This is a genomic window from Nocardioides bruguierae, from assembly GCF_023554635.1.
GTDB classification, from domain to species: domain Bacteria; phylum Actinomycetota; class Actinomycetes; order Propionibacteriales; family Nocardioidaceae; genus Nocardioides; species Nocardioides bruguierae.
The window spans coordinates 196,336-215,302 of sequence record NZ_JAMJPH010000012.1 but is presented as its reverse complement, the minus strand read 5'-3'; the positions used below and the strand labels follow the sequence as shown (position 1 = coordinate 215,302).

Annotated in this window: 14 protein-coding genes; 6 read left to right on the top strand and 8 right to left on the bottom strand. The window is 72.2% G+C overall.

All coding sequences use genetic code 11. From position 1 onward, the window contains the following. Positions 1 to 97 precede the first annotated feature (97 nt). From glgX to M8316_RS08545, 4 genes are all read left to right on the top strand, one after another. Positions 98 to 2,407: a glycogen debranching protein GlgX gene (glgX, locus tag M8316_RS08560; RefSeq protein ID WP_250053721.1), complete on the top strand. Its 2,310-nt coding sequence runs from the start codon at positions 98 to 100 to the stop codon at positions 2,405 to 2,407. Further along, positions 2,404 to 4,809 carry a malto-oligosyltrehalose synthase gene (gene treY / locus M8316_RS08555; protein WP_250053720.1) on the top strand — a complete coding sequence of 802 codons (2,406 nt, stop codon included), beginning with the start codon at positions 2,404 to 2,406 and terminating at the stop codon, positions 4,807 to 4,809. The genes glgX and treY overlap by 4 nt, the downstream gene beginning before the upstream one ends. A gap of 7 nt (positions 4,810 to 4,816) precedes the next feature. Next, positions 4,817 to 6,631, top strand: coding sequence for a malto-oligosyltrehalose trehalohydrolase (treZ, locus tag M8316_RS08550; RefSeq protein WP_250053718.1), 1,815 nt, complete (start codon positions 4,817 to 4,819; stop codon positions 6,629 to 6,631). Positions 6,632 to 6,763: 132 nt separating this feature from the next. Then, positions 6,764 to 7,621: a hypothetical protein gene (locus tag M8316_RS08545; protein ID WP_250053716.1), complete on the top strand. Its 858-nt coding sequence runs from the start codon at positions 6,764 to 6,766 to the stop codon at positions 7,619 to 7,621. Positions 7,622 to 7,626: 5 nt separating this feature from the next. Here M8316_RS08545 and M8316_RS21055 read toward each other — a convergent pair whose 3' ends face one another. Both M8316_RS21055 and M8316_RS08535 read right to left on the bottom strand, forming a co-directional pair. Beyond that, positions 7,627 to 9,951, bottom strand: coding sequence for a carboxypeptidase regulatory-like domain-containing protein (locus M8316_RS21055; RefSeq protein ID WP_250053714.1), 2,325 nt, complete (start codon positions 9,949 to 9,951; stop codon positions 7,627 to 7,629). A gap of 58 nt (positions 9,952 to 10,009) precedes the next feature. Continuing rightward, complete coding sequence (locus tag M8316_RS08535) at positions 10,010 to 10,402, bottom strand: winged helix-turn-helix transcriptional regulator (protein WP_250053751.1); 393 nt, start codon at positions 10,400 to 10,402, stop codon at positions 10,010 to 10,012. 145 nt (positions 10,403 to 10,547) lie between these two features. Between M8316_RS08535 and M8316_RS08530 the strand changes: the two genes are divergently transcribed. Continuing rightward, positions 10,548 to 11,462: an alcohol dehydrogenase catalytic domain-containing protein gene (locus tag M8316_RS08530; protein ID WP_250053713.1), complete on the top strand. Its 915-nt coding sequence runs from the start codon at positions 10,548 to 10,550 to the stop codon at positions 11,460 to 11,462. 72 nt (positions 11,463 to 11,534) lie between these two features. Here M8316_RS08530 and M8316_RS08525 read toward each other — a convergent pair whose 3' ends face one another. Then, complete coding sequence (locus tag M8316_RS08525; protein ID WP_250053712.1) at positions 11,535 to 13,676, bottom strand: MMPL family transporter; 2,142 nt, start codon at positions 13,674 to 13,676, stop codon at positions 11,535 to 11,537. Between the two features lie 108 nt (positions 13,677 to 13,784). Between M8316_RS08525 and M8316_RS08520 the strand changes: the two genes are divergently transcribed. After that, the gene (locus M8316_RS08520; RefSeq protein WP_250053711.1) at positions 13,785 to 14,573 is read left to right on the top strand and encodes a TetR/AcrR family transcriptional regulator; all 789 of its coding nucleotides are present in this window, start codon (positions 13,785 to 13,787) and stop codon (positions 14,571 to 14,573) included. Here the strand turns inward: M8316_RS08520 and M8316_RS08515 are convergent. The 5 genes from M8316_RS08515 to M8316_RS08495 all read right to left on the bottom strand — a co-directional run bounded on the left by M8316_RS08515 (position 14,563) and on the right by M8316_RS08495 (position 18,888). After that, positions 14,563 to 15,276: an NAD-dependent deacylase gene (locus M8316_RS08515; RefSeq protein WP_250053749.1), complete on the bottom strand. Its 714-nt coding sequence runs from the start codon at positions 15,274 to 15,276 to the stop codon at positions 14,563 to 14,565. The two genes, M8316_RS08520 and M8316_RS08515, sit on opposite strands and share 11 nt — an antisense overlap. 92 nt (positions 15,277 to 15,368) lie before the next feature. Further along, the gene (locus M8316_RS08510; RefSeq protein ID WP_250053710.1) at positions 15,369 to 16,676 is read right to left on the bottom strand and encodes an aspartate aminotransferase family protein; all 1,308 of its coding nucleotides are present in this window, start codon (positions 16,674 to 16,676) and stop codon (positions 15,369 to 15,371) included. Positions 16,677 to 16,735: 59 nt separating this feature from the next. Further along, the gene (locus tag M8316_RS08505; RefSeq protein WP_308195979.1) at positions 16,736 to 17,113 is read right to left on the bottom strand and encodes a DUF5994 family protein; all 378 of its coding nucleotides are present in this window, start codon (positions 17,111 to 17,113) and stop codon (positions 16,736 to 16,738) included. Positions 17,114 to 17,255: 142 nt separating this feature from the next. Further along, positions 17,256 to 18,191, bottom strand: coding sequence for a 1,4-dihydroxy-2-naphthoyl-CoA synthase (locus tag M8316_RS08500; protein WP_250053708.1), 936 nt, complete (start codon positions 18,189 to 18,191; stop codon positions 17,256 to 17,258). 85 nt (positions 18,192 to 18,276) lie between these two features. Beyond that, on the bottom strand, positions 18,277 to 18,888 hold the full coding sequence (locus tag M8316_RS08495; RefSeq protein ID WP_250053707.1) for an ACT domain-containing protein: 612 nt from the start codon (positions 18,886 to 18,888) through the stop codon (positions 18,277 to 18,279). Positions 18,889 to 18,967 lie beyond the last annotated feature (79 nt).

The following is an 18,967-nucleotide window of genomic DNA, read 5'->3' as shown; positions in this document are numbered from 1 at the left end:
GCTTGAGTGGGGCGGCACAGGGGTACCTGCGTGGCGCCGGGTCGCGATCGTCACCCGGCCGCGCGGTGCGCCACCGCGCAGGACGAGGAGGCACCGCATGGAGATCTGGCCCGGCAACGCGTACCCGCTGGGTGCCACGTTCGACGGCACCGGCACGAACTTCGCCCTGTTCAGCGAGGTCGCCGAGCGCGTGGAGCTGTGCCTGTTCGACGACCCCGAGTCGTCGGCGGACGACGGCACGCTGGTCGAGACCCGGGTGGAGCTCACCGAGATCGACGCCCACGTGTGGCACTGCTACCTGCCGGCGGTCCAGCCGGGCCAGCGCTACGGCTACCGCGTCCACGGCCCGTGGGACCCCGAGGAGGGTCTGCGCTGCAACCCGAACAAGCTGCTGCTGGACCCCTACGCCAAGGCGACGTACCGGGAGATCGACTGGGACGAGAGCCTCTTCGGCTACCACTTCGGCGAGGAGGACTCCCGCAACGACGCCGACTCCGCGGCGCACATGACCCTCGGCGTGGTGATCAACCCGTTCTTCGACTGGGAGGGGGACCGGCGTCCGAACACCCCCTACAACGAGTCGATCGTCTACGAGGCCCACGTGAAGGGCCTGACGATGCTCCACCCCGACGTGCCCGAGGAGATGCGCGGCACCTACGCCGGCATCGCGCACCCGGCCGTCATCGAGCACCTGGTCAAGCTCGGCGTCAGCGCCATCGAGCTGATGCCGGTGCACCAGTTCATCCAGGACTCCACGCTGCTGGACAAGGGCCTGCGCAACTACTGGGGCTACAACACCCTCGGCTTCTTCGCCCCGCACGGCGACTACTCCTACTGGGCCCGCGACGAGCGCTACCGCGGCCAGCAGGTGCAGGAGTTCAAGGGCATGGTCAAGGCCCTGCACGAGGCGGGCATCGAGGTGATCCTGGACGTCGTCTACAACCACACGGCCGAGGGCAACCACCTCGGGCCGACCCTGTCGTTCAAGGGCATCGACAACGCCGCCTACTACCGCCTCGTCGAGGACGACCAGCGGTACTACATGGACTACACGGGCACCGGCAACAGCCTCAACGTGCGCCACCCGCACTCGCTGCAGCTGATCATGGACTCGCTGCGCTACTGGGTCACCGACATGCACGTCGACGGCTTCCGCTTCGACCTCGCCTCCACGCTGGCCCGCGAGTTCTACGACGTCGACAAGCTGGCCACGTTCTTCGAGCTCGTGCAGCAGGACCCGGTCGTCAGCCAGGTGAAGCTGATCGCCGAGCCCTGGGACGTCGGCCCCGGCGGCTACCAGGTCGGCGGGTTCCCTCCCCAGTGGTCGGAGTGGAACGGCAAGTACCGCGACACCGTGCGCGACTACTGGCGCGGCGAGGAGGGCATCGGCGACTTCGCCAGCCGCCTGGCCGGCTCCTCCGACCTCTACGAGCACTCGGGCCGTCGTCCGTTCGCCTCCATCAACTTCGTCACCGCCCACGACGGCTTCACCCTGCGTGACCTCGTCTCCTACAACGAGAAGCACAACGCCGCCAACGGCGAGGACAACAACGACGGCGAGAGCCACAACCGGTCGTGGAACCACGGCGTCGAGGGCCCCACGGACGACGCCGAGGTGCTGCGCCTGCGCGCCCGCGCCCAGCGCAACTTCCTCGCCACGCTGCTGCTCTCCCAGGGCGTGCCGATGCTGCTGCACGGCGACGAGGGCGGCCGCACCCAGGGCGGCAACAACAACACCTACGCGCAGGACTCCGAGATCTCCTGGATGCACTGGGAGGAGATGGACCGGCCGCTGGTCGAGTTCACCGCCGCCGTTGCCCGGCTCCGTCGCGAGCACCCGACGTTCCACCGCAAGCGGTTCTTCACCGGCACCGAGGTCCGCACCGGCCCCGAGGGCGAGGAGCGGCTCAACGACATCGTGTGGCTCGGGCCCGAGGGCCGTCCGATGGAGGAGAAGGACTGGGAGACCGAGGAGCACGTCATCGGCATGTACCTCAACGGTCACGGCATCGCCGGCAAGGACGCCCGCGGGCAGACCATCACCGACGACCACTTCCTGCTCTACTTCAACAACTGGCACGACGACGTGGAGATCACCCTCCCGCCGGAGGAGTTCTCCTCACGCTGGGTGGTCGCGCTCGACACCGCCGGCTCCAAGGACGAGCACGACACCGTCCGCTGCGACCACGGGCTGACGCTCAAGGGCCGCAGCATGGTGGTGCTCCAGGAGTGGACCGCTCCCCCGGTCGAGGTCGACCACTCCGTCGACGCCTCGATCGCGGCCCTGGCCGAGCACGCCGGGGCGGAGGCGGAGCAGGCGGAGCTGGCCGACACGGCGCCCGACGCCGAGGCGGTCGCCGAGCCTGCCCGGGACGCTGCCCCGGACGAGGGGGACGACGAGGCATGAGCACCCGGCCGACGTCCGCCCCCACCTCGACCTACCGGCTGCAGATCACCGCCGAGGACGACCTGTTCGCGGCCGCCGAGCGGCTGCCGTACCTGCGCGACCTGGGGGTGGACTGGGTCTACCTCTCCCCGATCCTGGCCGCCGAGCCGGGCTCCAGCCACGGCTACGACGTCGTCGCCCACGACCACCTCGACGCCTCCCGCGGCGGCGAGGCCGGCCTCGCGGCGCTCTCGCGCCGGGCCCGCGAGCTGGGCATGGGCGTGCTGGTCGACATCGTGCCCAACCACGTCGGCGTCGCCACCCCGAGCGAGGACCCGTGGTGGTGGGAGGTGCTGATGCTGGGCCGCGACGCCCCGCACGCGCACGCATTCGACGTGGACTGGGACGCCTCCGGCCAGCGGCTGCAGATGCCGGTGGTGGGCACGGACGACGTCCGCGCCGACGGGACGATCGACCACCTCTCCCTGGTGGAGACCGAGCGCGGCCTGGAGCTGCACTACTGGGACAACGCCTTCCCCGTGGCGCCCGGCACCGCCTCCGGGGTGGACGACGACCCGGTGGCCGTGCACGCCCGGCAGCACTACGAGCTGGTCGACTGGCACCGCGCCGACGACGCCCTGAACTACCGCCGGTTCTTCGCGGTGAACACGCTCGCGGCGGTGCGCGTGGAGGAGCCGGACGTCTTCGCCGAGACCCACGTCGAGATCGGCCGCTGGTTCCGCGAGGGGCTGGTCGACGGGCTGCGGGTCGACCACCCCGACGGCCTGCGCGACCCCAAGAAGTACCTGGAGGACCTCGCGGAGCTGACCGGCGGGGCCTACGTGCTGGTCGAGAAGATCCTCGAGCCCGGCGAGGAGATGCCGTCCGCGTGGGCCACCGAGGGCACCACCGGCTACGACGCGCTCGCGATGGTCGAGCGGGTGCTGGTCGACCCGAGCGGAGAGGAGCCGCTCACGGCGCTGGACGCCCGGCTGCGCGGCGGCGAACCTGCCGACTTCCACGCGATGGTGCACGACCTCAAGCGCGAGGTCGCCGACGGCATCCTGCACAGCGAGGTGAACCGGCTCGTGCGCGAGCTGCGCCGGTTCCTGCCGACGCTCTCGCCCTACCGCTGCCAGGACGCGGTGGGCGAGCTGCTCACCTGCTTCCCGGTGTACCGCTCGTACCTGGCGCTCGGCCCCACGCCCGACGAGCCGGACCTCACCGGCGTCGAGCACCTGGACGCCGCGTTCGCCGCGGCCCGCGCGCACCGCCCGGACCTGGTCGAGACGTTCGACGTCCTCGAGCCGTGGTTGCACGACCCGGCGCTGGCCGCGACGAGGCGGTTCCAGCAGACCTCCGGCATGGTGATGGCCAAGGGCGTGGAGGACTGCGCGTTCTACCGCTACCCGCGGCTCACCTCGCTCACCGAGGTCGGCGGCGACCCGGCCGAGTTCTCCCTGTCGGTCGGCGGCTGGCACGAGGCGATGACCGCCCGCCAGGAGCACTGGCCCCTGGCGATGACCACGCTCTCCACCCATGACACCAAGCGCGGCGAGGACGTCCGCGCGCGGATCACGGCGCTGGCCGAGGTGCCCGAGCGCTGGTCGCAGGTGCTGGACGTGCTGCTGGCCGCGTCCCCACTGCCCGACCCGGTCTTCGGCAACCTGCTGTGGCAGGCCGTGCTGGGGGCGTGGGGCAGCGACCCCGACGACGTCCTGCGCGAGCGTCTGCACGGGTACGCGATGAAGGCGATGCGCGAGGCCGGCGACCGCACCACCTGGACGGAGCCGGACGAGGCCTACGAGGCGGCCGTGCACGCGGCCGTCGACGCCGCTTTCGACCACCCTGAGGCCCGCGAGCTGCTCGACGGCCTGGTGGCCGACCTGCTGCCGGCGGCCTGGTCGAACACGCTGGCCGCGAAGCTGCTGGCCCTGACGATGCCGGGCGTGCCCGACGTCTACCAGGGCTCGGAGCTGCTCGAGCAGTCGCTGGTCGACCCCGACAACCGCCGCCGCGTCGACTTCGGGCACCGGGCCGCGGTGCTGGCCGGCGAGACCGGGGACGACGCCGCCGACAAGCTGCACGTGGTCACCACCGCGCTGCACCTGCGCCGCGACAGCCCCGACCTGTTCACCGGCTACACCCCCGTCGAGGTGACGGGCGAGGCGGCCGAGCACGTCCTGGCGTTCGACCGCGGCGGCGCGATCACGGTGATCACCCGCATGTCGCAGAAGCTGGCCGAGCGCGGCGGCTGGGGCGACACCCGGCTGCTGCTGCCCTCGACCCAGGACGCCCCCGCCGCCTCGGGGCAGGGCAGCGCGCACGCCTGGCACGACGCCCTCACCCGACGCGGCACGGACGGCCTGCTCGCCGACCTGCTCGCCACCCACCCCGTCGCCCTGCTCGTGAAGGAGCCCTGATCCGCTGATGGCCACCCCGCTGACCAAGCCCGGCCGCGGCCCGTTCGACGTCTGGGCACCGAAGCCCTCCTCCGTCTCGCTGCGTCTCGGTGACGGTTCCACCGTGCCCATGACCACGGTGCCGATGACGCGGGGCTCGGACGGGTGGTGGACGCCGGCGGAGCCGGTGCCCGCCGACGGCCCCGTGGACTACGGCTACCTGCTCGACGAGGACGACACCCCGCGACCCGACCCCCGCTCGGCGCAGCAGCCCGCCGGCGTCCACGGCCTCTCGCGATGGTCCGCCGACGAGCCGTACGCGTGGGGCGACGCCGGCTGGACCGGCCGTCAGCTGGGCGGGTCGGTGATCTACGAGCTGCACGTCGGCACGTTCACGCCCGGCGGGACGCTGGACTCCGCGATCGAGCGGCTCGACCACCTGGTCGAGCTCGGTGTGGACCTGGTGGAGCCGCTGCCGGTCAACGCGTTCGGCGGCACGCACAACTGGGGCTACGACGGGGTCGGCTGGTTCGCCGTCACCGAGAACTACGGCGGGCCCGACGCCTACCGGCGGTTCGTGGACGCCTGCCACGCCCGCGGCCTCGGGGTCGTGCAGGACGTCGTCTACAACCACCTCGGCCCGTCGGGGAACTACCTGCCGATGTTCGGCTCGTACCTCAAGACCGGCCGCAACACGTGGGGCGACCTGCTCAACCTCGACGAGGACGGCTCGGCCGAGGTGCGTCGCTACATCCTCGACAACGTGCGCATGTGGTTCGCCGAGTACCACGTGGACGCCCTGCGGCTGGACGCCGTGCACGCGCTGCGCGACTCCGCCCACCGGCACCTGCTGGAGGAGATGGCGATCGAGACCGCTGCCCTCTCGACGACGCTCGGGCGTCCGCTGACGCTGATCGCCGAGTCCGACCTCAACGACCCGCGCCTCATCACCCCGCGCGAGGCCGGCGGCTACGGCCTCGACGCGCAGTGGAGCGACGACTTCCACCACGCCGTGCACGTCGCCCTGACCGGGGAGACCACCGGCTACTACGCCGACTTCGAGCCGCTCTCGGCGCTGGCGAAGGTGTGCGAGCGCGGGTTCTTCCACGACGGCACGTACTCCTCCTTCCGCGGCCGCGACCACGGCGTGCCCGTCGACACCGCGCACATGCCCACGTGGCGGCTCGTGGTCTGCAACCAGAACCACGACCAGATCGGCAACCGGGCGATCGGCGACCGGCTCACCGAGCACCTCGACGAGCACCAGCTCGGGTGCGCGGCGCTGCTGACGCTGGCCGGACCGTTCACCCCGATGCTGTTCCAGGGCGAGGAGTGGGGCGCCACCACGCCGTTCCAGTTCTTCACCTCCCACACCGAGCCCGAGCTCGGCAAGGCGACCGCCGAGGGCCGCATCGCCGAGTTCGCGGAGATGGGGTGGGACCCGGCCGTCGTCCCCGACCCGCAGGACCCCGAGACCTTCACCCACTCGAAGCTCGACTGGGCCGAGCCCTCCTCGGGCCACCACGCGCGGCTCCTGGCGCTCTATCGGCTGCTCGGGTCGCTGCGACGCACCGAGCCCGCGCTCACCGACCCCGGCTTCGGCTCGGTCACGGCCCACGCGGACGAGGCGGAGCGGCTGTTCACGCTGGACCGGACGTCGTCCGCGGGCGGTGCGCCCGTGCGGCTGGTGCTGAACCTGGCTCCCCTGCCGGCGAGCGTGGACGTGCCGGACGGTGCGGTCGTGCTGGCGAGGACCGGTGATCCGGCCGACTCCGACGTGAGCGTCTCGGGCTCCACCCTGAGCCTCGCCGGCCACGCCGGCGTCCTGCTGCGCCTGCCCTGACCTTCCGGTGATCGAGGAGGTTGCGCAGCAACCGTCGCGAGACCGAGGCCCCCGCTGGTCGAGCAGGGAGGAGCCCAGGCGACGACCGGGCGTCGAGACCACGTCCCGCGCTCGGCCTGCCAGGATGTCCCCGTGTTCAGCCTCCCGCGTCGCGCGTTCTCGCTCGTCCTGCTGCTGGTCGCCGCCCTGCTGCTGCCGGTGTGGCTCGTGTCGTCGTGGACGACGTCGCTGGTGACCGACACCGACGCCTACGTGGAGGCGGTGGCACCGCTGGCCGACGAGCCGGAGGTGCAGGACGCGGTGGCCTCCCGAGTGTCGGGCGCCCTCCAGCAGGCCATCGAGGACCAGCTGCCGATCCTGTCGGGCTCGGCGGTGGACAACGCGGTCGACCGGGTGACGCAGAGCGTGGTCGAGTCCGAGGACTTCCCGGGGCTGTGGTCGGCGGCGAACCGCAGCGTGCACGCCGGGCTGTCGGAGGCGATCACGGACGACGTGCCGCCCGACGTCATCACCCTGGACCTCACGCCGGTGCTCGACCAGGTCGTCGCGGTGCTGGTGCGCCGGGACGTGCTGCCGCGGATCGCCCGCAACCGGGCGCCCGAGGTGGAGGTCGAGGTGGCCCGCCCGGACCGTCTCGACCGGGTGCACGACGTCTACGTGGTCGTCGAGCAGATGGACCGCTGGCTGCCCTGGATACTGGTGGCCCTCGTCGTCGCAGCCGTCGTGATCACCACCAAGCGGCTACGAGCACTCCTCGTCGCCGGCGTCCTCGGGCTGCTCGGCACGGGGCTGCTCGCGATCTTCCTGGCCTCGGCCCGGCCCACGGTGCTGGACGCGGTCAACGCCGCGTCCGGCGGCTCGAAGTTCCTCGAGCCGACCTGGGACGCCCTCCTCGACAGCCTGTGGCGCAGCACCGCGATCACGGCCGTCATCTGCCTGGCCGCCGTGCTCGTGCTCGGCCTCGTCTCGCTGGTGCTGCGGCGCCGCTGAGGGAGTCAGCGAACCCTGGTGACGGCCAGCGCGTCGACCTCGACAGGCTTGCGGTCGAGCGTCCTCAGCGTGATCGTCTGCTTCACGGGCTTCCACGACCCCGGGACGACGATCAGCTTCAGGCCCGACCTCCTCGCGCTGGTCCGCAGCGTCGCGATGCGCTTGCTGCCCCTCATGACAGCGATGCGGCCGTGGCCACGACCGGTCCGGACCGCCACCGCGACCTGTGCGGCCCGAGCGCCCGGCAGACGCAGCGTCCGCCCCCTGGCGGAGGTGGCGAGGACGGTCCGCTGGAAGGCGCCCTTCACCCGCGTGTCCCGCCAGCCCTTGCTCCGGGCGAGGTCGCGCGCGTCGAACGGGACGACGGTGCAGCGCTCGGCGCTCCAGTCGGAGACGTTGCCCCACTCGTCGGCGGCGTACCCGCTGACGCAGTAGGTCCGTCCCCGCTCGAGGTTCGTGAGCGCCGGCGCCCGTCCGCTCAGGTCTCGCCAGGCGGCCGGCCGGGTGAACGCAGACAGCCGACGATCTGTCGGGTCCGCCGTACGCAGCCGCAGGCCGTAGCCGGTCACCTCGGAGGCGTCGGCCGCTCGCAGCACCGGGCGCAGCGTGGTGCTGGTGGTGAACAGACGTCGCGGCTGTGACAGCCGCACCACCGGGGCATCGCGGTCGAGCGTGGTGCCGCCGAGGACGGCGTCCACGCCTCGCACGATGTCCCCGGCCCTGACCTCGATCGGGTCTGCGTCGATCTGCTGTCCGGCGCCGTCCTTGCTCCAGCAGCCCTGCCAGGGCAGGGCCGGGCTGAAGGTCTCGAAGCACACCGTGTAGCTGCCGGTGGTCAGGCCACCGACCACGTAGTGCCCGTGCGAGGTGTAGGTGCGTCGGATGCGCTCGTCCCCGTCGTAGACCTCGACGTAGCCCCGAACTGCCTCCTGGTCCTGGTCGTAGATCGTCCCGCGGATGCCACCGGCGCGACGCAGGACGAGGTCGAGCGTGACGTCCTGGTCGTCGACCGTGACCGATTCCTGCCCCGTCAGCTGGGGCAGGCAGTCGCGGTAGTAGCCGGCCGGCCACGGACCATCAGATGCGCTGATGCAGACCTCGAAGTCGCCCGCGGGCAGTCGGTCCTTCACGAAGTGCCCATCAGCGTCGGTCTCGACCTGGGACGTGTTCGGCGACCCGGCCCAGCCGAGGTTCACGTACGCGTCGGCCAGGGGTGTCCCGTCGGGGTCGGTGATGGTCCCCGACACGGTGCGACCGCGCTGCATGGTGAGGTCCACGGTCGTGGCCACCCCGGCGGAGACCTCCACCTGGACCGGAGACGTGCCCGGCGGGCGTCGGCCGTCGGCGAGGTAGAGGTCCGGCCAGTACTGGTCGAGGAGGTCGCTGCCGATGGGCGCCAGGAAGCGGAGGGTGGTCGGCTTCCTGGGGTCGATCCGGGTCCCGTGGTAGCGGGCGCCGACGGCCTCGATCGTCCAGCGCCCCTCGGCATCAGTGGTGGCGCCGCCGGGGCTGGCGAGGACCCGCACTCCCGCCACGGGCAGGCCGTGGCCGTCGGTGACCGTCCCGGTGAGCCGGCCGGCCGCGGCGAGGGCGAGGGGGCCCAGGTCCTGCGGCGACTCGGCACCGACGGGCAGCCAGGTGGCGTCGCCATCGACCTCCGTGCCCTCGTGCAGTGCGGTGTCGGCACCCAGGCAGCGGTCGAGGTACCCGACCTGCGAGAGACCGCCGCCGGCGTCCCCGGCGCCGACGCAGAAAGCTGCCTCGACCTCCGGCAGTCGGGTGATGGTCCAGGCGCCGTCAGCGGCGCTGACACCGCTGCCGAGCACTCCGGCCGAGATGACCGCGTTCACCGTGGCACCGGCGAGCGGGGTCCCCTCGTCGTCGGTGACGGTCCCCGTGGCGATGCCGCCCGTGGGCAGCACCTGATCGACGCCGACGGTCTCGTCGCCGTCGGTCACCGGGACCACCGTGGGCTCGACCGTCCAGTAGGTGTTCGGGAGCCGGTAGGCGTCGAGGTAGCAGCGGTCGAGGTAGCCGCCGGCGGGGTCCGCGTCGTCACCGGCGGTGGCGGCGCCCGCCTCGAAGCAGACCTCGTAGTCGTAGGAGCCCAGCCCGTCGACGTGCCACGTGCCGTCGGCGGCTGTCGTGGTCAGCGTCGGGTCAGCGTCGGAGAAGTGGCGCTGGACGCTGACCACGACCCCTCCCAGCCCCGCTCCCGTCATGCTCGTGACGGTGCCGGATACGGAACCGGTCGGCAGGTCCTCGGCCGAGACTGCGGTCGGCGCGAGCAGCGCAAGGGCCAGGGACGAGACCAGGAGCGGACTTCTCACGAGCCGGGAGTCTAGGTCCACTTGGCACCGCGGGAGGCGTCGGCCCCTCAGGCTCCTCTCAGGTGCGGTCGTCGTACTCCGCGCGGGCGACCATGACGTCCACCATGTTCGCCTCGGCCCAGGCCTTGACGGACAGGACGAGGCCGGAGAGCGACTCACCCAGCGGCGTGAGCGCGTAGGTGACGCTGACGGGGACGGTGGGCTCGACCTCACGGCTGACCAGTCCGTCGCGCTCGAGGGCGCGCAGGGTCTGGGTGAGCATCTTCTGACTGGCCCCGGCGATGGTGCGGGCTATCTCGGAGTAGCGCAGCGCGCCCTTCTCGCGCAGCGCACTGAGCACGAGCGCCACCCACTTGCTCGACAGCGTCTCCAACAGCTCGCGGGACTTGCACTCGGCCAGGTACGCGTCGAACTGGATCTTCTCCAGCTCGCGCCGTTGAGCGGCGGTCATGGTGGGCACGGGGCCTCCTCGTGCTGATGCGGGTGGGTTACGCACTTCCAGGTGCCTACTTACTGAAAGGGAGCAACCCCTCCAGAGTGGAGCACACCAGGACGGCAGCGCAAGAGCCGTCGTCCACTCCACCGGAGGTCCTCCCATGAACACCACCGCTGCCGTCATCCGCACCCCGGGCGCCGACGCTTCCGTCGAGCTCGCCACCGTCTCCCTGCCCGCACCCGCGGCCGACGAGGTGCTCGTCTCCGTCACCGCCGCGACCATCAACCCGGTCGACGTCGCCGTCGTCTCGGGCTTCTGGCACTCGATCGGCGCCATCACCCAGACCGAGCACACCGGCCTCGGGTGGGACGTCGCGGGCACCGTGCTCGCCGTCGGCTCGTCGGTGACCGAGCTGGCGGTCGGCGACCGGGTCGCCGGCCTGCACGCGGGCGTCGACCACGCCGTCGGGTCGGTGGCAGACCACGTGCTGCTGCCGGCGTCCGCCGTGGCGCTCGTGCCCGAGACCCTCGACCTCGTGGCGGCCGCGACGCTGCCCCTCAACGCGCTGACCGCCGCGCAGCTGCTCGACCTGCTCGGCACCCCGACCCCGGGCGCGACGCTGCTGGTGACCGGCGCGGCCGGCGCCGTCGGCGGGCACGCGCTGCGCCTCGCCGCTCGACTGGGCTGGACGGTGACCGGCCTGGCCCGCGAGTCCGACCGCGACTACGTGGAGTCCGCCGGCGCCACGTTCGTCTCCGCACTGCCCGAGGTGCCGACCTTCGACGCCGTGGCCGACGCGGCCGTGCTGGCCGAGGCGGCCGTGGCCGCGGTCGTGGACGGCGGCCGCTACGCCGGCGTCATCCCCGTGGCGGTGCCCGAGGGCGTCCGCGGCGTCACCACGACCGCCGTCATGGCTGCGCCCGACGGCGAGCGCCTCGCCTCTCTCCTCGCCCTGGCCGCCGAGGGACTCCTCGACACCCGCGTCCACGCCACGCTCCCCCTCGCCGAGGCCGACAAGGCGGTCCGCACCGTCGCCGCCGGGGGTGTCCGCGGCCGCGTGGTCGTCCTCCCGTGACCTCCCATAGTGCGCGACGAAAAGCACCGGATACGGGCCCGGGGGCAGCCATTTCGTCGCGCACTAGTGGCCTCAGTGGCCGCGCAGGCCGTGCTTCTCCCACCAGCGGGCCATGGGGGCGGGAGCCCACCAGTTCCAGCGGCCGAGCAGCTTCATGGTGGCGGGCACCAGGAGGGCGCGGACGATCGTGGCGTCGAGCAGCAGCGCCACGAGCATGCCGAGTCCGATCATCTTCATGAACACCAGGCCGGAGAGGCCGAAGGCGCCGATGACGACGCCGAGCAGGAGGGCGGCGCTGGTGATGATCTGGCCGGTGCGCTGCACGCCGACCTCGACGGCGCGGTCGTTGTCGCCGGTGGCGTCCCACTCCTCGCGCACGCGGCTGAGCAGGAAGACCTCGTAGTCCATCGAGAGGCCGAACAGGATCGCCAGCATGAGGATCGGGTTGGTGACGTCGAGGAAGCCCTGGGGGACGAAGCCGAGGACGTCGGAGAGGTTGCCGTCCGCGAAGATCCAGGTGACCACACCGAAGCTGGCCGTGATCGAGAACAGGTTCATCACCACCGCCTTGACCGGCAGGACGAGCGAGCCGAAGGCCAGGAACAGCAGCACGAACATCACCACGACGACGATGACGCCCATCCAGGGCAGCAGGTCGGCCACGGAGTCGATGAGGTCGACCGTCGCGGCGGTGAGGCCACCGACGAGCACCTCGCCGGAGGCCGGCTCGACCTCGCGGATGGCGCGCACGACGTCCTGGCTCGCCTCGGTCTGGCTGTTGCCCTCCCAGGACGCTCGCAGCAGCGTGGTGCCGTCGGCACTGTCGACGGGCTCGACGGCCAGGACGTCGTCGAGGGCCGCGACCTCCTCGGTGTAGGCGGCCACGTCGGCGTCGCTGGTGCCCTGCAGCAGCAGGTTGGCGGTGGAGACCTCGCCGCCGAACTCGGTGGCGAGGATGTCGGCGGCCTCGTGGCTGGGGGCGTCGGCGGGCAGGGCGCGGTAGTCCATCGAGCCGAAGGTGGCGCCGGCGAACGGGCTGGCCACGATCAGCAGGACGGCGACCACGCCGCCCGCGACCAGCACCGGGCGGCGCATGACGCCACGCGCGAGCGCCGCCCAGCGTCCGGTGTCGGCGACCAGCGCGGTGCGGCGACGGCGCCACGGCATCCGGCCGGCCTCGACGCGGTGCCCGAGCAGACGCAGGACGGCGGGCAGGATCGTGAGGCTGGCGACCATCGCCACCAGCACCGCGGCCGCGCCGCCGTAGGCCATCGAGCGCATGAAGGACTGCGGGAACACGAGCAGGCTGAGCAGGGACGCGGCCACGGTGAGCCCGGAGAACATCACCGTGCGGCCGGCGGTGGACACGGTGCGCTCGATCGCGGCGGCGACCGCGTCCGGCTGCCCCCGCCCGAGGTCTGGCACCCCGGCCAGCTCCTCGCGGAAGCGGCTGACCACGAACAGCGCGTAGTCGATGGCCAGGCCGATGCCGAGCAGGGAGACGATGTTGACCGCGAAGACGGAGACGTCGGCGACCTCGGAGATGAGCCGCAGCACGGCCAGCGAGCCGAGCACGGCGGTGATGCCGACCATCACCGGCATGAGGGCGGCGACCACGCTGCCGAAGATGACCAGCGCGAGCAGCAGGACGACGGGCAGGGAGATGAGCTCGGCGCGCTCGAGGTCCTCCGCGGTGAGCTCGTTGACGTCGTCGTAGGTGGCGAACGTGCCGGCCAGGTGGCCCTCGACGGCGCCGGTCTCGTCCGCGTCGCGCAGCAGGTCGGCGATCTCGTCGTAGTGCTCGAGGTACTCGTCCTCCCCCTCACCGGCCAGCGAGATGAGCACCTGGGCGGCGTGGCCGTCCTCGCTGACCAGGGAGCCCGACGGGTCCGCGTACCACGGGACGACGCTCGAGGTCGTCCCCTCGGGCAGGTCGGCCAGCGCCTGCTGGACCGGCGCCTGGAACGCCTCCTCGTCGGCCGTGAGCGTCTCGGAGGTGTAGACCGCGACGACGTCGACCGTGCGGTTGCCGAACGCCTCGTTCTCGGCCGCCAGCTCCTGGTAGGACTCCGCGTCGGCGTCCTCGAACCCACCGTTGACCAGGCCGCCGAAGACGCCGGCGCCGTAGGCGGCGGCCGCGACCAGCAGGACGATGCAGGTGACGAGCACCCGGACGGGGCGGTGCCCCACGAACGATCCCCAGCGGTCGAGCATCCGACGACTCCTTGTCGTGACAGCCAGTCACTTCTGTTAACGCCATTCACGGTAAACGGTGTTAACGTACCGGTCAACGGTCAATCCCTGCGTCCCTCGGAGGTGTCTGTGCCGGCGTCCGCCCCCCACTCGGGTTCCGGCGCTGCGCCCGAGCCCACGCGTCGGGAGAAGCAGCGCGAGGCGACGTACGCCGAGATCGTCGAGACCTCGCTGGTGCTGCTGCGGGAGAACGAGGATCTCTCCCTGCGTGCCGTCGCGCAGCGGATGGGCATGACCGCGCCGGCGCTGTACCGGTACGTCGGCTCCTACTCCGAGCTGGTCGACCTCGTGGCGCTGCGCATCGACCAGGCCGCCACCGTGCGCTTCGCGGCCGCCGCCGACGAGGCCGCCGACGACGACCCGGCCGCCCGCCTCGTCCTGGCAGTCACCGAGTTCCGCACCTGGGCGATGGGCTCGCCGCGGGAGTTCTCGCTCGTCTTCGCCCACCCCGTCGCCGAGCCCGGCTGTCGGCCGGGCGAGCCGATCACGGCCGCCGCGTCGGCCGAGCTGTTCACGATGCTGCTGCACGACGTGTGGCGCGCGACCGGGTTCGCGGTGCCGGCCGTCGAGGACCTGCCGGACGCCGTCCGCGTCGCCGTCCTCGACCCGGCGATCCCCGGCCCCCAGCACCTGCTGCCCGAGCACGAGCGCGGCTTCGGCTGGGTCTCGATGCAGGGCTGGGCGCAGCTCTACGGCGTGGTCGCCCTCGAGGTGTTCGGGCACGTGGACGCCCGGCTGCTGACCTCGGGCGAGCTCTTCCTCTCGACCCTCGCGCGCTTCGCACCCGACCTCGGCCTGGCCGAGGACGCCCCGCGCCTCGTCGCGCTGGCCCGGGAGCGGATCGCGGCTAGCTCGTGAGCAACCCGCGGCCGGCGAGGACCTCGTCCACCCAGGCCGGCACCAGCTCGCCCGCGCGGCCGTGCCGTGCCTGCGCGAACCAGGGCGTGCCGTCGGAGGGGACGAGGTTGAGCTCGAGCGTGTCCGCGCCGAACCGGCGGGCCTGCTGCACGAAGCCGGCGGCGGGGTAGACCGCGCCCGAGGTGCCGATGGAGACGAACGCGGTCGCGTCGGCCAGCGCCTCGATGATCGTGTCCATCTCGTAGGGGATCTCGCCGAACCAGACGACGTCGGGGCGCAGCTCGGAGTGCTGGCAGCCCGGGCACGGCGGGAAGTCGCCGAGGTCGCCGGTCCACTCGAACCGGCCCTCGCAGGCGCGACACAGTGCCTTGCGGAGCTCCCCGTGCATGTGGATCACGTTGCGCGAGCCCGCGCGCTCGTGCAGGTCGTCGATGTTCTGGGTGACCACGAGCAGGTCGCCGCCGAGGTGCTCCTCGAGGCGGGCGAGCGCGTGGTGGGCCGCGTTCGGCTCGACCGCGCCCAACGCCTGGCGGCGGGCGTCGTAGAAGCGGTGCACCGTGGACGGGCTGGTCTCGTAGGCCTCGGGGGTGGCCACGTCCTCGACCCGGTGGCCCTCCCACAGGCCGTCGGCGTCGCGGAACGTAGGCACCCCGCTCTCGGCGGAGATGCCCGCCCCGGTCAGCACCACGATCCGTCCAGCCATCACGCGGTCCACCCTAGTCACCCTCGTCGGGCCTGGTCAGTGACGAGCGTCCCGGCTCCCCGGGTGGCGCCGGGCTGCGCCGGGCTTGCGGCTCAGGCACCCTGCGCGAGCACGGCGGTGAGCGCGTCGTCCAGGATGTCGATGCCCTCGTCGATCTCGGCCTCCGAGGCGGTCAGCGGCGGCGCGAGCCGGAAGATCCCGCCCATGCCGCGCATCTGCACGATGTTGAGGTGCAGCCCGCGGTCGAGGCAGGCGCGGGTGACGGCGTTGCCGAGCGCGTCGGCGGGCTCCTTGGTCTCGCGGTCGAGGACGAGCTCGATGCCCTGCAGCAGCCCGCGGCCGCGCACGTCGCCGACGACCTCGTGCTTGTCCTGGAGGCCGGTGAGCCGCGCGTTGAGCTGCTTGCCGAGGACGCCGGCACGCTCGGCGAGCCCGTCGCGCTGCACGACCCCCAGCACGGAGAGGGCCACGCTGGCGGCCAGCGGGTCCGAGACGTGCGTGGTGAAGAAGAGGAAGCCGCGCTCGTGGGCCCGCTCCTCGATGGCGGCGCTGGTGGTGACCGTGGCGACGGGCAGCCCGCCGCCCAGGGTCTTCGACAGCGTGAGGATGTCGGGCGTGACGCCGTCCCGCTCGAAGGCGTACATCGTGCCCGTGCGGCCGAGGCCGGTCTGCGCCTCGTCGAGGATGAGCAGCATGCCGCGCTCGTCGCACAGCTCGCGCAGACGGGCGAGGTAGCCGACTGGCATCTCGATGATGCCGCCCGAGGAGAGGATCGGCTCGACGATGCAGGCGGCAAGGCTGCCGGCGGAGGCCTGGTCGATGAGGCCGAAGCCGTACTCGAGCTCGGCCTTCCAGTCGTAGCTGCCGTCGGCGTGCCGGAAGATCGACCGGTAGGCGTTCGGCGTGGCCAGGGTGAGGTTGCCGGGGATGGTCGGGCCGTAGCCCGCGCGACCGGCGGAGTAGGTGGCGGCCGCGGCGCCTGACGTCATCCCGTGCCAGGAGCGGTCGAAGGAGACGACCTCGTAGCGGCCGGTGACGAGCTTGGCCATCTTGATCGCGGCCTCGTTGGCCTCGGCGCCGGTGGTCAGCAGCATGGTGCGGCTGAGCTGCTCGGGCATCGTGGCGCTCAGGCGGGTGGCCAGCTCGACCACCGGGCGGCTGAGCATGCCGGAGTAGAGGTGGTCGAGCGTGCTCACGGCCTCGCTCACGGCACGGACGACGTCGGGGTGGGCGTGGCCCAGCACGGCGCTCATCTGGCCGGAGGTGAAGTCGAGGATCTTCCGGCCGTCGGAGTCGTGGACGTAGGAGCCCGCTCCGCGCTCGATGATCCGCGGCGTCCACTGCGTGCCGTAGCGGATGAGGTGCTCGTCCGCCTGCTGCCAGAACTGCTCGTCGCTCACGCTGCTCCCCCGGGTGTCCTGCCGGCGAGTGCCGGTGGCCCAGTACTACCAGGACGGGATCAGCGGACGAGGCGCAGCACTGCCGCTCCCGGCCAGGCGACCCGGATCTTGAGCACCTCGCCGCTGGTGAGCCTCACCAGGACCAGTGCGCGTCCGCGCGCCGCGGTCATGTAGCCGACCTTGACCCGTCCGTACCGGGTCCAGACCTCGTCACTGACGACCGACCAGTCCCCCGGCGCGTACACGACGCGGTCCACGCGCCCACGGGTGGAGGGGAACTCGTCCACCAGGTGGGCGGCCTCCCGCGTCAGGTCCCTGCCGTAGGGCAGCCACACGCCGTCCGCCTCAGCGGCGACGCAAGGTGGCTTGACCCGCAGCCGCAGGTGGCCCAGAGGGTCGCTCGCGCGAAACGGGTATGACGAGCCGGAGGCACTCACGGCGCCCACCCTTCGTGGCGGCCCCACCCCGTGCCTCCTGCACCTCGTGCGGCCGGCTGTACGTTCTCGACGCTAGCAGCCGGCGTGGGTGGGGCAAGGACGTCCAGTCCGGCCGGAACCCCGAGGTTCGGCGGACCGGGGCTCAGTAGTACCAGGGGAAGGGCGACCAGTCGGGGTCACGCTTCTCGAGGAACTGGTCGCGGCCCTCCTGGGCCTCGTCCGTCATGTACGCCAGGCGCGTGGTCTCACCGGCGAAGATCTGCTGGCCCACGAGACCGTCGTCGATCGCGTTGAACGCGTACTTCAGCATCCGCTGGGCTGTGGGGGACTTGCCGTTGATCTTGCGGCCCCAGTCCAGCGCCTCGGCCTCGAGGTCGGCGTGCGGCACGGCCTTGTTGACGGTGCCCATGCGGACGCCGTCCTCCGCCGAGTAGGTGTCGGCGAGGAAGAAGATCTCGCGGGCGAACTTCTGCCCCACCTGGCGGGCCAGGTAGGCCGAGCCGTAGCCGGCGTCGAAGGAGCCGACGTCGGCGTCCGTCTGCTTGAACGCGGCGTGCTCCGCGCTGGCCAGGGTCAGGTCGGCGACCACGTGCAGCGAGTGCCCGCCGCCGGCGCACCAGCCGGGGACGACCGCGATGACGACCTTGGGCATGAACCGGATCAGCCGCTGCACCTCGAGGATGTGCAGCCGGGCCAGCTTCGCCTTGTCGATCGGGTTCGGCGCCTCGGCCTCGACGACGTGGCCGTCCGTCTCGTACTGGTAGCCGGCCTTGCCCCGGATGCGCTGGTCTCCGCCGGTGCAGAAGGAGTGCTTGCCGTTCTTGGGGGACGGCCCGTTGCCGGTGAGCAGCACGCAGCCGACGTCCGCGCTGGTGCGGGCGTGCTCGAGCACCGTCAGCAGCTCGTCGACGGTGTGCGGGCGGAACGCGTTGAGCACGTCCGGCCGGTCGAACGCGACGCGGACCGTGCCGTGCGCCTTCGCCCGGTGGTAGGTCAGGTCGGTCAGCGACTCGAAGCCGGGGACGACGTCCCAGGCGTCCGGGTCGAACGTGTCGGACACACCCTCGATCGCGCTCATGGTGCGGACGCTACCGGGCGCGGCACCTCGGTCTCGCGACGGCCGTGGCCGGCCTCCTCGACCAGCGGCGTGGCCGGTCGGCGGGTCAGGGGCGGGCGATGGAGACCGCGAGGCCGGCGAGGTGGCCGACGCGGGCGAGCTCGGAGTCCAGGAACGCCGGACCGCCGCGGCGACCGACGATGACGATGTCGTTGCCGCCGAGACGGGCGGCGATGACCACGTCCGGCGAGCCCTCCTCCAGCGACTCGAGGCGCTCCGTGCCCACGATGTCGAGGAACGGCAGGTCCGAGGGCGCCGCCTCGGTGTGGGTGACGATGCCGTCGACCCGGTTCACGCGGGCGGCCCAGTCGGCGCGGAAGGTGACGGGCAGCAGGTGGACGAGGCGGTCCATCGCGGCGGCCGGCTCGGCCGTGAGGTCCTCGACCGCCTCGAGGTCGAGGAACAGGTTGCCGCCTGCGGCGTACCGGCTGACCCAGACCACACGGACGCCCTCGACGGCGTTGCAGGCAGAGACGACGGAGTCGGGCATGACGCCGGGCTCCATGTCGAGCAGCACGTCGTCCAGCGCGGTGCCGTCGAAGCGCTTCTCGACGATCTCGATGGCCTCGATGTCGCCGCCGGCCTCACCGATCGCGGTCGCGAGACGACCCAGCGAACCGGGGACGTCAGGCAGCTCCACGCGCATCAGGAAGGACACGGCACGACCCTAGCCGCCCACGTCCGCCGACGAACCGGAGGCTCCGCCAGGTGGACGCCGACCACTGGTCTGAACCGCC

Excerpts from the sequence above, each read along its gene's own strand:
- glgX (WP_250053721.1), top strand. The coding sequence starts at position 98 with ATGGAGATCTGGCCCGGCAACGCGTACCCGCTGGGTGCCACGTTCGAC.
- treZ (WP_250053718.1), top strand. The coding sequence starts at position 4,817 with ATGGCCACCCCGCTGACCAAGCCCGGCCGCGGCCCGTTCGACGTCTGG.
- M8316_RS08535 (WP_250053751.1), bottom strand. The coding sequence starts at position 10,402 with ATGACCGCCGCTCAACGGCGCGAGCTGGAGAAGATCCAGTTCGACGCG.
- M8316_RS08515 (WP_250053749.1), bottom strand. The coding sequence starts at position 15,276 with ATGGCTGGACGGATCGTGGTGCTGACCGGGGCGGGCATCTCCGCCGAG.
- M8316_RS08530 (WP_250053713.1), top strand. The coding sequence starts at position 10,548 with ATGAACACCACCGCTGCCGTCATCCGCACCCCGGGCGCCGACGCTTCC.
- treY (WP_250053720.1), top strand. The coding sequence starts at position 2,404 with ATGAGCACCCGGCCGACGTCCGCCCCCACCTCGACCTACCGGCTGCAG.
- M8316_RS08500 (WP_250053708.1), bottom strand. The coding sequence starts at position 18,191 with ATGAGCGCGATCGAGGGTGTGTCCGACACGTTCGACCCGGACGCCTGG.
- M8316_RS08525 (WP_250053712.1), bottom strand. The coding sequence starts at position 13,676 with ATGCTCGACCGCTGGGGATCGTTCGTGGGGCACCGCCCCGTCCGGGTG.